The sequence below is a fragment of the Maribacter forsetii DSM 18668 genome, from assembly GCF_000744105.1.
GTDB classification, from domain to species: domain Bacteria; phylum Bacteroidota; class Bacteroidia; order Flavobacteriales; family Flavobacteriaceae; genus Maribacter; species Maribacter forsetii.
Genome location: NZ_JQLH01000001.1, coordinates 3,022,845 through 3,035,482 on the forward strand (window position 1 = coordinate 3,022,845; position 12,638 = coordinate 3,035,482).

At 35.1% G+C, this 12,638-nt stretch carries 12 protein-coding genes; 8 read left to right on the forward strand and 4 right to left on the reverse strand.

Annotated features, from left to right (window positions below; translation table 11 throughout):
• Window positions 1-215: 215 nt before the first annotated feature.
• On the forward strand, window positions 216-422 hold the full coding sequence (locus P177_RS13025) for a YgaP family membrane protein (RefSeq protein ID WP_036155410.1): 207 nt from the start codon (window positions 216-218) through the stop codon (window positions 420-422).
• Between the two features lie 43 nt (window positions 423-465).
• Here P177_RS13025 and P177_RS13030 read toward each other — a convergent pair whose 3' ends face one another.
• Both P177_RS13030 and P177_RS13035 read right to left on the reverse strand, forming a co-directional pair.
• Window positions 466-1,800 (reverse strand): OprD family outer membrane porin, encoded by a 1,335-nt coding sequence (locus tag P177_RS13030; RefSeq protein WP_036155412.1) that lies wholly within the window; start codon window positions 1,798-1,800, stop codon window positions 466-468.
• A 5-nt stretch (window positions 1,801-1,805) separates the two neighbouring features.
• The gene (locus P177_RS13035) at window positions 1,806-2,843 is read right to left on the reverse strand and encodes a c-type cytochrome (protein WP_036155413.1); all 1,038 of its coding nucleotides are present in this window, start codon (window positions 2,841-2,843) and stop codon (window positions 1,806-1,808) included.
• Between the two features lie 186 nt (window positions 2,844-3,029).
• Between P177_RS13035 and P177_RS13040 the strand changes: the two genes are divergently transcribed.
• From P177_RS13040 to P177_RS13075, 7 genes are all read left to right on the forward strand, one after another.
• Entirely contained in the window at window positions 3,030-3,557 is a 528-nt protein-coding gene (locus P177_RS13040) for a DsrE family protein (protein ID WP_051941832.1), read from the forward strand.
• Between the two features lie 198 nt (window positions 3,558-3,755).
• Window positions 3,756-4,235, forward strand: coding sequence for a Dps family protein (locus P177_RS13045; RefSeq protein WP_036155416.1), 480 nt, complete (start codon window positions 3,756-3,758; stop codon window positions 4,233-4,235).
• A 269-nt stretch (window positions 4,236-4,504) separates the two neighbouring features.
• Window positions 4,505-5,836, forward strand: coding sequence for a cytochrome ubiquinol oxidase subunit I (locus P177_RS13055; RefSeq protein WP_036155421.1), 1,332 nt, complete (start codon window positions 4,505-4,507; stop codon window positions 5,834-5,836).
• Window positions 5,837-5,838: 2 nt separating this feature from the next.
• On the forward strand, window positions 5,839-6,912 hold the full coding sequence (gene cydB, locus P177_RS13060; RefSeq protein WP_036155423.1) for a cytochrome d ubiquinol oxidase subunit II: 1,074 nt from the start codon (window positions 5,839-5,841) through the stop codon (window positions 6,910-6,912).
• A gap of 15 nt (window positions 6,913-6,927) precedes the next feature.
• Window positions 6,928-7,227: a hypothetical protein gene (locus P177_RS13065; RefSeq protein WP_036155425.1), complete on the forward strand. Its 300-nt coding sequence runs from the start codon at window positions 6,928-6,930 to the stop codon at window positions 7,225-7,227.
• 428 nt (window positions 7,228-7,655) lie between these two features.
• Window positions 7,656-8,216 carry a YeeE/YedE family protein gene (locus tag P177_RS13070; RefSeq protein ID WP_036155427.1) on the forward strand — a complete coding sequence of 187 codons (561 nt, stop codon included), beginning with the start codon at window positions 7,656-7,658 and terminating at the stop codon, window positions 8,214-8,216.
• A 1-nt stretch (window position 8,217) separates the two neighbouring features.
• Entirely contained in the window at window positions 8,218-8,631 is a 414-nt protein-coding gene (locus P177_RS13075) for a DUF6691 family protein (protein WP_036155429.1), read from the forward strand.
• Window positions 8,632-8,638: 7 nt separating this feature from the next.
• Here the strand turns inward: P177_RS13075 and P177_RS13080 are convergent, their stop codons facing one another.
• The gene (locus P177_RS13080; protein WP_036155430.1) at window positions 8,639-10,393 is read right to left on the reverse strand and encodes a hypothetical protein; all 1,755 of its coding nucleotides are present in this window, start codon (window positions 10,391-10,393) and stop codon (window positions 8,639-8,641) included.
• Window positions 10,386-12,623 (reverse strand): DUF4175 family protein, encoded by a 2,238-nt coding sequence (locus P177_RS13085; RefSeq protein WP_245233043.1) that lies wholly within the window; start codon window positions 12,621-12,623, stop codon window positions 10,386-10,388. Before P177_RS13085 ends, P177_RS13080 begins: the two co-directional genes overlap by 8 nt.
• Between the last annotated feature and the right edge of the window lie 15 nt (window positions 12,624-12,638).

A 12,638-nucleotide genomic window follows, 5' to 3' on the forward strand; every position in this document is an offset into this window, starting at 1 on the left:
AATACCGTATTAGTATTGATGGTATTGTAACCAAAGTTACAATACACTTGATTGATTATCGGTAATTTTGAATATGACCAATATCATTTTTCAGGTGGTCGATTAATACTATTTTGCCTTAGTAATATTTTTTAATATTAATTACCCAAAAGGTAGGTCTATATAATTTAACCAACATTACATTTTACAATACGTAAACTATTAAAATTAGTATTATGAGAAAGAATTTAGGAAGTACAGACCGTTTTATTAGACTTTTTATCGCTGTTGCTCTTTTAACTACATTTTATACCGAAACCGTTACAGGAACGATAGGTTATATTATGGCGGCTGTCGCAGGTGTTTTAATCTTCACTACTTTCATAAGCTTTTGCCCTATTTATTCTTTGTTGGGTATAAACTCTTGTAAGGTTAAAAAGTAGAGGTCTTTCATTATTTATTACTTAGTCTGTGTTCAAAAACAATCTAAAAATTGTAGTTGAAAATCAAATCCAGATGAAACATATCTACTTTATTAAAATATAAATTAGGATTATCAGGTATATCACCATTTCCTATTTTAGAAGTTAATAATAGTTCTGGTTTTAAATGTTTTAACTTTTTAATGTTAAAGAAAATATCCAAATTAACATGGGTGTAATCTGGCATGGCATATTTATTTAAAATAGCGTTGGTCACATCTGGTTTCCAATGCTTTCCAATACTTAATATAGAAGTTAAGTTTAGATCTTTTGCTGCTGAAAAGTCGGTTTTGTAATTCAATACCAAAGCGTGATTATCTGCCGACCCTTCACTACGTTCACGCTTTTGAAAACTGAACAAGTCTTCTCTACCCCATTCACGTGGCGATAGAAATTGACCATTTGGCAAAATTCCGTTATATGCCAAAGAAACTGCTCCTGCTTTATTTTTATAGGCAATTTTCAATCCTAAAACATCTGCAGTGTTTTGATTAAAATAACGAAGGGAATCAATACTATTACCCCCATTGCCCACTTTATTTTGATGTAGCCACTCCCCTTCTATTTGTACAGATTCAGATAACTTATAAGAGGGTTTAATGTAGAACGAATTGTAAATATTGTCAACAAATTGATTCCATATATTCAATTTTAAATCTTCTGTTATTTCAAGATTGGCATTTGCCATTATTACATAATCAGACGATGTACTGTTGGTATATTGAGAAGCATCACCATTTTTATTTTTGCCAACAGGATACGTTCCAATACTCTCCCCAATACCATAAAACTCCCCTGTTGACCTTGGCGCTATTTCGTTTAAAACACCCAATTGAAACTTTGCCTCTTCTGCATTAAACTGATACCAAAACCCTTGTACCAAAGTAGGTATCATTCTACCATCTTCGGGGTTGATCAATGGTGTGTTGATCTTCATTCTACCCAGGGTAAAGGAATGCCGTTTTAAATTGTATTTAGCATAAAACTCACCAAGTAAAAAGATGGCATCATTTTCTAAATCTATCCTATCGAAAAGTCCTTCCTCGTATCTACTAATTCTTCCGGTTGTTGCATCTGGTATCGTTAAATCTTGTAAACCTAAATTGGTAGCATTATATAATGCTGCACCTATTTCTAAATTTTCTAGCAACTGATATTGATATTTTAACTTACCCCCGGTCGCTAAAGCATTAAAATCTTTTAACGCTTCTTTATTTGACGTCATCATGTAATACGTTCGCCATTGCCCAGATAGGGTTCCTTTTTTCTTCACCACTACAGTATCTTGTGCCATAGAAAAAATAGGCAAGCAAATAATGAAAAGATATAGTAATCGCATGTAGGCTATTTCGTTTTGGTAATGCCGTATTCCTTTTGATAAAAGTCCATTATAGGAGGAAAAGGTCCGTATTTATGCTGCTCGGGCGTAAAATCATCTGCCCAAGGTCCGTACGGCGTAGACACGGGTTTTAACTTTTTATCGGGATAATCATTTTCGGTATTTAATTTATGCGGTCTGGTAAAACTGTTGATGTATCCTGCTACATGATATGCTTCTTCATCCGTAAGTTTCGGATTGTCCCAAGTAGCTTGCAAATAAGGCATGTTACTCTTTATAAACTCAGCCGAAGTAATCACCCTATTCATTCCTGCTCCATCATTATAACTATCTTCTCCCCACAATGGCGGGTACGTATAACCGCTGTTATCTTCAAGGCTCAAAACGCCAGCTCCATTTTCCCCATGGCAAATAACACACTCTTTGGTATACACTTGCTTACCTTTTGCTAAATCTACCTTTTCATCTGGAATCTTAATTTTCGGATATCCTTTAAATTCGGCCTTCCTATCCTCAGGCAAGCCCTCACTCAACCAATCCATATAGGCAACAATAGCTACAAGTTTATCTGAATCTGCCGGAAGCATTCTACCGTTCATACTGCGTTCCATACAACCATTAATTCGGTCTTCAATAGTCCCCACTTTATTTCCTCTTCCTCCAAATTGTGGAAAACGTTCTAAAATTCCTACCCAAGAACCTGAACCTGCCTGCGCCCCTTTTTGCAAATGACAATTGGCACAAGCTAAGTTATTACCACTATATCTATCTTCTGCACGCGCTGCATTCGGTCCCATATACTTTGAAGATTCAGCAATAAGGTAATACCCCTGTTTCACTGTCGCAGACATAGTAGGCAATTCTGCCATGGCATCTTTAGGTTGCCAATCATCGTTAGCTACTATTTCTTCAGCTTCAATAATTACATCATTTTCAGTGCTTGGTTCATAGGTTAACAACCATATAAAGACAAGACCGACTAAAACGAAGATTATAATAAATAGCTTAAAAAGTAATTTCGCAAATACACGTAAATCTTTCATAGATCTGTAATCTTAAGCTAATTTAAATAACGAAACTATAATTTACACATGATTATTACTGTAACCCTAGTTACAGTAACGTTAAATACTTTAACTTACTTTTATTCCAATCAAAAATAGAGGACATTAGTAGTAATCAACATTTTATTTTAACCAAATTATATTCTTTTTAAAATTGACGAACACATGAAAAAAGCACTTCTAATTGCAATAGTACTTATGGCAACACAAATGACAACCGCACAAGATTGGACCACACCCATTATTGATGGTTATGGGAAGATAAAAGAATTTAAGGATGTTGCCGTTCAGGCAGACCCTAACAAAGAATATAATCTTGTATTTGATCTTAAAGATGAACGTGAGTTAGATGGCATTAATGTTGGTTATTTTAAAATTGCTAGAATGATAAATATGCTAGGTGCAGGTGGTGTTCCTGCCGATAAAGTAAATATAATCGCTGCTGTACATGGTGGAGCTACTTTCACTGCCCTAAACGAGACTAAATACAAGGCTAAATACGAAAAGGAAAATCCAAATGAAGCGGTAATAAAATTATTAAAGGATTACGGGGTGGAATTTTATGTGTGCGCACAAGCTACGGCTGCTAGAAATATTACCGCTGCAGATTTAAACCCGAATACAGAACTAGGGCTTTCTGCAATGATGGTACTTGCCAATTACCAAATAGCTGGATATATTTTGATACCGTGAAAATCATATGAACAATATTACTTCAAGTCTAATCCAAACTCTTGGTTGCAAGATATTTTTCATGTTAAAATATGTTAAAAATAGACCTATGTAACTTAGGTTGCGGGAAATTTTACGACAATAGATTAAATTTATTAAATAATTATGTACTCATAATTACAGTCTATTATCAATTCTATATTTTAAAGACAAAAAATCATGCCAAATTCAAATTTATCAAACATCGGTCTAGATAAAAAAGATTCTAACGATATCGCAAATCATTTAAATGATTTATTATCTAATTATCAAATGTTCTACATGAACCTAAGAGGTTTTCATTGGAATATTAAAGGGAAGAAGTTTTTTGAACTTCACCTTAAATTCGAAGAGTTGTATAATGACGCTTTAATCAAAGTAGATGAAATTGCAGAGCGTGTGTTAACGCTAAGCAATACCCCTATTCATACGTTCACAAAGTATATTGATAATTCTGAAATTAAAGCCAGTGAAAATGTGGTGGATGGCGATAAGGCGGTAGACAATATTTTAGATAGCTTAAGTATCTTATTGAAAAAAGAAAGAGCTACCCTTAAAATTGCTGCCGATGCAGAAGATGAAGGTACCGTTTCTTTAATGAGCGATTATATTACGCAACAAGAAAAATTAGTTTGGATGCTTTCTGCATATAAAGACTAAGTCCAACGCTGATATCTATGAATCCCTAGAATTTGTTCATTCAATTTCTAGGGATTTTTCTTTGCCCCCAATTTTGTGAGTGGAGAATTCTGCCCATAAATACATAGCATCAAATAAGAATTTAAATGCATTATTCTATATGCTCTTATATTTTGATTTAAATTCTTATTTATTTTGGTTTTTCTTCAAATATGTAACATTGGTTACCTTTAAAAATCAGGTGTTGGTTACTTTTGTCATCATACTACATATTATAAAATATATAGACTATGGAAGACATGATTTTTTATGATAGATTGCAATTTGCTTTTACTATCACATTCCATTATATATTTCCACAATTAACAATGGGTCTATCTTTATTGATAGTCTATTTTAAATGGAAATACCTTAGAAATAAGATTGAAAAATATAATGATTCGGCTAAATTTTTCATGAAAATTTTTGCTATCAATTTTACCATGGGTGTCGTAACCGGCATACCTATGGAATTTCAATTTGGTACCAACTGGGCAAAATTCTCTGAACTTACAGGTGGCATAATTGGTCAGACCTTAGCTATGGAAGGCATGTTTTCTTTCTTTCTAGAATCTTCCTTTTTAGCACTATTTATTTTTGGTGAAAAATTAATGGGGCAAAAACTCCATCTCTTAACAGGCTTTCTGGTATTCTTAGGGTCTTGGGCAAGTGGTTGGTTTATTTTAGCGACCAATGCTTGGATGCAACACCCCGTTGGTTACGAAATATTAGAAAACGGTAAATTCGTTTTAGAAAACTTCTCTGCACTGTTTAGCAACCCGTGGCTCTTACCTGCGTTCTTACATAATCAACTAGCTTCTGTTGTTACTTCTTCGTTTGTTGTAGCGAGTATAGGTGCCTTTTATATTCTAAGAAATAAGCAAATTGAACATGGTAAGCTGTTTTTAAAAACTGGAGTCATTTTTGGTTTAATTTCTAGTATTTTGGTTGCTTTCCCTACGGGAGACTGGAATGCTAAAAATGTTGCTAAACATCAACCTGCGGCTTTTGCGGCAATGGAAGGTATTTTTGAAACTGAAGAGGCTGGTGCCGAAATAGTGCTTATAGGACAACCTAATATGGTTGAAAAAAAATTGGACAACAAAATTGCCGTACCAAACATATTAAGCTTTTTAACCTATCAAGATTGGGATAAACAGATTGATGGAATGGATAAATTTGAAAAAGAGGAATTACCAGACAACGTACCTGCCCTATATTATTCGTATCATATTATGGTTGGTTTGGGTACCGTGTTTATGGGCATCATGGCATTAGCTGCTTTTCTACTGTGGCGTAAAAAATTATACAATATAAAACCACTACTTTGGACAATTATGTTTCTAGTTCCGTTCCCTTATATCGCAAACCTAACAGGTTGGTACACTGCTGAATTAGGAAGACAGCCATATTTGGTTTATGGCTTATTAAGAACTAGCGATGGTATTTCACCAACCGTTTCTTCTGGTAATACCTTGTTTACATTACTAGGTTTTGTTGCTTTATATATGCTACTTGGACTACTATTTTTAGTCTTAGTCGGTAAAACTATTAACGAAGGTCCTAAATCTAAATTACATTAATTATGGAAATATTCTGGTACATTTCAATAGCCGTTGTTTTAGCTGTATTTTTTATTTTAGATGGTTATGATTTCGGAACAGGAATCATTCATTTATTCTTCGCTAAAACCGAAAAAGACAAAGAAGTAATTGCAAAATCTGCTGGCTTATTCTGGGATTCTAATGAGGTTTGGTTAGTCGCTGCCGGTGGTATGCTTTTTATGGCTTTCCCCACATTTTACGCTTCTGTTTTTAGCGGATTCTATTTGCCGTTAATACTCGTTTTATGGCTCATAATCTTTAGAGCTATCGGACTTGAATTAAGGAGTCAGTTTAAATTTCAAATGTGGAAAGATATCTGGGATACATCTTTTGGAGTTTCTAGTTTACTATTAGCCTTATTCTTTGGTATTGCTTTAGGCAATATTGTAAGAGGTGTTAACCTAGGTGGTGTCGATAATGGAATATCTGTTCACGAAGGACATTATTTCTTTTTACCGTTATGGGATGGTAGCTTTAGCCCTTTGACCGACCACCCTGGAGTTATAGATTGGTTTACAATTATTATAGGATTAATAGCTGTGGTAACCCTAGCTATACATGGTGCAAACTGGATTATCTTAAAAACTAATTCCTCTATAAATACGAAGCTTAAAGGGGTCATTTTTAAGCTAAATATTGTTTTAGCTACTCTTACCGTTTTTTCATTAGTTGTATGGCAAGTAGTGAATCCGAATTCATTAGATAACTTTGGTGACAAACCATATTTACTCATATTTCCATTAATTTACTTAAGTGGATTGGTAGGATTGTTTTTTATCAAAAAAATAAAAAAAGACAGTCACGCATTTATACTATCGTCTTTATTGATTGTTGGTGGCATTACATCGTCGTTGGCTTCTTTGTTCCCTGTAATATTACCTTCAGTGAACGATACTCATGAACCGTTAACTATTTATAATACTGCAGCATCAGAATACGGGTTGTCTGTGGGCATTTATTGGGGTATTTTAGGGTTCCTCCTTATATTAATTTACATGATCATTCAAAAAAGACTGATGAAGGGTAAAGTCGACAATATGGATTATGGGCATTAGTATAAAGAGACCATCATGACAGGTACGTTAATATCATTGATCAGTATTCTTATAGGTATTATTGCCGCTAACGTTTTTGGTAATTTTAAAAAGAAGTATTCTTTTGGCTTTACCGGCAATACTGTAATTGGTGTTTTTGGAAGTATCTTATTTATAAAAACCTTTGGTCGTTTAGGCTTTAACCCGTGGTCTATAATGAACAATGGAGATTTTGATGGTTTTCGCCTAACCATAAATTTAGTAGTATCTGCTATTGGCGGTGTTTTAGGTCTTATAATTGCAAAAAAGGTCTATCAGAAATTCAATAAATCTTAAACGTCACAACCTATTTATTGTAGAACCAACTTTTCAGTTTAGGTCAGATTTATTATTTCTCTTCTTTTTTCTTGTTGAATTTATAAATAAGCCAAATAAAACCTACAACAAAGTGAAGTAAGATGATACCTGCAATAACATAAATCAGTGTATTTGAACTTCCTCTCATAGCTACCATATTTTAAGCACATTCTTAAAATTAAGTCTCTTTCCAGCAAAGAAATATGACATTAGTCAATATAATTAAGACTGTCTTTTGATATTTTTATTTGATAACATTTTCCGTACGTAGCTATTAATAATACGGCTGTTCGTTCATGTCATAAAATCATATACCTCAATTCCACTTTTATATAATTAGCATCTGTAACAATAGTTACATTAGAAGTACTTAAAATTCCATTACTTTGTTCTTTCAACAAAATACTATGAATTTACTATATGATCCATGGCCATGGTATGTGGCCGGACCTTTAATTGCCCTTACCATGTTTGTACTGCTTTCTGTTGGCAAACAATTTGGCATGTCTTCCAACCTTAGAACCATGTGTTCTATTGGTGGTGCAGGCAAATACTCTGATTTCTTTAAGTTCGATTGGAGAGCTCAACGATGGAATTTAGTTGTAGTAGTTGGTGCTGTCATTGGTGGCTTTATTGCTTCTCAACTTATGTCTGACAATACCGTAAAGATAAATCCTGAAATTGCGCAGCAGCTTTCCACGGATTACGGAATTGAAAGTGCCGGTGAAGCTTATTTACCGCCAGAACTTTTTGCTACTGAAAATCTTTCCGATCCTTTTGTTTTGGCTATTTTAATTTTAGGCGGATTCATGGTTGGGTTTGGCGCGCGTTATGCTGGGGGTTGTACCAGTGGGCATGCCATATCCGGCTTAAGTAATTTACAGTTGCCTTCCCTAATTGCCGTTATCGGTTTCTTTATTGGTGGCTTAGTTATGATTCACCTTTTATTCCCCCTAATTTTTAGCTAGTATGAAGTATTTAAGTTATTTGACCATTGGTATATTTTTTGGTATCATCATGTACAAATCTGAAGCTGCATCGTGGTTTCGTATTTATGAAATGTTCCAATTTGGGTCTTTCCATATGTATGGGATTATAGGTTCTGCCCTTGTTATTGGAGTTATCGGTGTGCAAATCATCAAAAAATATAAAATCAAAGCGATTGGTGGCAATGAGATGAATTTACACCCGAAGCAAAAAGGGATTACAAGATATCTCGTTGGTGGTATTATTTTCGGTTTAGGATGGGCTTTAGCAGGTGCTTGCCCAGGACCAATGTACGTGCTTGCAGGTGCTGGTTACTTTTCAATCTTAATCGTTATTGCGAGTGCTATTCTAGGCACTTTCGTTTACGGATTTATAAAAGACAAACTACCGCATTAAACCTTATTTAGCTTTGGGCGGATAATTTTGGTGATAACCACAACCATCCAATTCCCAATAGAAACAATATATAAAATAAAAGTAGAGAGATAGGGCGGTTCACCATAACTGTCCTATTTTCTTTTAGTTCCGTACCAAACTGTTTTGCATTGGCTACCCTATTTTTTGATGCACTTAAAGATTTCCAATCCTTATCATCATACACGTAATAAGAAAATTGTAAAGTACTATCAGTTTCTATCCTTAACCTGTTCCATCCTTTTTTCTTCGGATACGTAGTGCCTGAATATTTAAAGGGTACTGTTGAATTTTGAAGCAATGGTACACGATTTCCTTCTGTATTCTTGATAGATAGTTCTTCTAAACCTGTTCGTAACTCAAAATTAAAAGGTGCTCCTATTATAGGCAATTCGGTTTGCGATTTCCACTCTACAGCCAAAGCTTTTTGCTTTACAATCTTATCTAAAATCTGGGTCCATATTCTTGAATATGCCTGTTCTTCTCCTTTTAGAAGCAACTGGTAACTACTTGTCAATGTTGCAGTTGCCACTCTACCTAAGCCCAATTGTTTGTAATAGGATAAATTACCAAATTCATTGGCATTGATAGGATTTACAGCAAATGCTTCGGAAAACCTGAATGGATATTTTTCTACTGTTATATTAGAATTCGATAATTGAATTTCATTTCTACCATCTCTTTTAAAACTAAAATATGAAGTGTTAACACCGAGATTAAATAACCTTTCGCTAGGCTGAATAAACAATCCCAATCCGTTTTCGCGTATGCTATTTTCAAATCGATTCTTTACAGATTTACCAAAATTGAAATAGGTCTCCGTATCTGCAATAACAACGTTAAACTGATTTAAAGATTCCTCCGTAAATTGATAAACGGGTGATGCTTTCGTATTAAAATATTCAAACTTGTACTTGCCTTTGGTAAGCTGACTACGTACCGTAACTTCATAACCGGCATCGGCTAAAAAATTCTTTAGGTACTTTGTTTCAAACGTGGGGAAGTTGTTTATAATTAAGATGCTTACCGGTTCTTTTTCTCGAATTGTAATCGGTAGCGGATTCGAAGCTAACAATTTACCCACACTATCTTTTTCTGCTAATTGATAGACAAAATTTCCACACGCTTTAGGTACAGTTTTCAATGAGAAATGATGATTTGATTTTTCTTTAAAAGGTATAGAATCCAAACCATTACCACGTGAATCCTGTAATACCAACTGAGCGCTTAACTTTGGTTTTGAGTACATTCCCTTAACCCGTAATTCATCGCCTAAAACAAGTTGATTTGTAAAGTTTAACAGTGTAATTCCTGACGGAATTTCACTAGGCACATAGGTTGTTGGTAAGCTATCAAACGCATAGAAATCAAACTCCTCTACTCCATTACCGATTACAATTGCGCTTGTAAGCGAATCCAAAGCTTTACGAACCGATTTCTTCGGATTGTATTCTATAGGTTGAATACCCTTAAAAACTGCTTCTAAACTATCTTTCTGCTTTTCATTAAAGCCATCAGTCAACAAAAGCCCTTGTTGGTCCTGCATTTTGACCTCTTTCGTTGGTTCCAAAACAATGAGGACTAAAGCAAGAACAGTTAAGAATGCCACAATAGAATTGAATACAAATCTGCCCTTATTTCGTGTTTTCCATTCCTTAAAAATAAAAGCTACAAATACCAGCAGACCACCCAAAACAACGGGTATCAACAATTCTTTCTGAGCAAATGACAAGCCATCAATCATACACTTCCAACTGTTTTAGAAATAGTGAATTGATTTCATCTATATATGCCTTTTCAGCTCCTGGTATTTGTGGTGTTTTTGGTAATGCCAACAACAATCCTTTTTGCACAAACCTATAGTTTGTAACTGTTCTACCGGTGTTGTTCTCCATACTTTTTAGCCCTTGCAATACCTGTAAATACTTCCCAGGGTTTTCTATTGCCAATTGAGCCAACTCATTCCCTGCAGCGGTAAAAAGAGTATTATCCGACTCATGGTAATCACTTTCGCTATGCGCCAATTGCTCTAAACGACTAACTGCTTTCTCTATGGCTTCAAAAGGTCGTTCTGCCGTAATAGTCTCATTTTTACTGTAATTTTCAATATCCTTTATTTTACCGGTAAGTCGGCTATCTTCTTTAATCGGTGGCGGGTCAAATCCTATTCGGTGCACATAAATACGGGCACTGTTTTTTATTTCTTGAATGTATTTTAAGGCATCATATTGAAACGGTAAAGACTTTTCTGGCTCATACAAACGTAAATGTAATTCGGCATCCCACATAATACTTAATGCCTTTCGCAACTTCGTTTTTAGCGATTCTTCAAATAAGGTAGATTCTTCTGGATCATCGTGATTATGAAGGTAATCGTGCAATGGGTCTTCAGGTTCTTCGGTATCACCTTCATGCTCGTGGTCATGTTGTTCTACCAGGTTATGCTCGTTATCCCCATCGTGGTCGTGCATAAAATCTTTCAATATATTTTCATCTTCTTCTCCGTGGTCATGTTCCTCACCTTCAGCATGATCATGGTCCTCACCTTCTTCATCGCTTTCGATCTCTTCTGGAGCTTCTTCCATCTCAGATTCATCGCCCATAAACTGTCCGTACTTTAAACGCAATGCTTTTTGGTCAAACCCCAGTTCATTACTTCTCGACTTAAATTCCTTGCTAGTAATGTTTGGTTTGTCTTTTATTAGCTTCTCTGTATCTATAATAAGTTGACGCTGACTTCTAAAATAATCCGGCATTTGGTCAACACCCAAAGTTCCTTCTACACCATATTGCTCACCAACTGTATCTTTAATTACAGCGAAGTAGGTTTCGCTACGCGACACATTTCGTTTAGGCTGTTTTTCATCAAAGGCTTCAATATAAAAATAGAGTTCATCGCCCATTTCCATCTTTAAGGCATTTAAATCCAATGTTTTTGTTGCTCGTATTGATTTCGTTCCTTTTGAAATAGTTTCCTTAAAATTCAATTTTTCTTCCCTGAACTTCACCGATTCTCCCGATCCTTTACTTACGGTTGCTATGATATAAGCTTCGTCAATTCCGTAATCATCGGTAATTGCACTTTGCAGTTGTACCACCTTTTTATCAGAAAAATCAAAATACGTGTACTGCTCCAATCCTAAAATCTCTATTTCTGGCGGATTATCGGGTATTGCTTCCAACGAGAACAAATCTGATGTAAATTCAATATTGTCTTCATTCTTGAATTTAAAACTATAAAAACCCGATGCTGATAACACTTGCTTAATGCGATATCCTTTTTCACCTTTTTGCAACGGAATTAGCTCCCCCATTCGGTCTAGATAGACTTCTTGAACAGGATTATCAAATTCCAACAGCCACTGAACCGTAGCACCAGCAATCGTCTTTATGTTTGGGTCACTTACAGCAATTGTACCTTTTCGGGTATAGGATGGATAAGTAACACTAATATCTTGACTAGAAATTTTTGGAATGATGGACTTCTCACTATTACTATCTGTTGCTATAAACTGAATTTGTGTTTCGTTAGTAGCATTCCTTAAAACGCTTTCTACGCTTTTAAACAAGTCTAATTTCTGAACCATAATACCAAGTAACACCAGCCCTAGCGTAACCAATACCGCTTGTTTTAATTTGTTAGGCGGATGAATAGCACCTAGCCTTTTACTAAGCTCTTCTGATACTTTATAGCGTTGTAGCTTGGCGAGATTTGATAATGAATCTTCTGGCTGCAACAATAGTCCTGTACTAAACGATGCTTCATCTACATGTGCATCTATATAAGTGCCTGTCGTAGCTAAATTATGTTTCCAAGGCTTCTGTATAAAAAGCACTGCGACTACCGCAACTACAAAGCTTAAAACGCCAAGCCATAGATTTTTCGATACTAAATAGAAAAGAACGGCAATGCCAACAGCATACAAGGCAGCTTCTGCGTATGACAAGATTTGCCATCGCCTGTGAAATTTCATCAAGTGTAATTTACC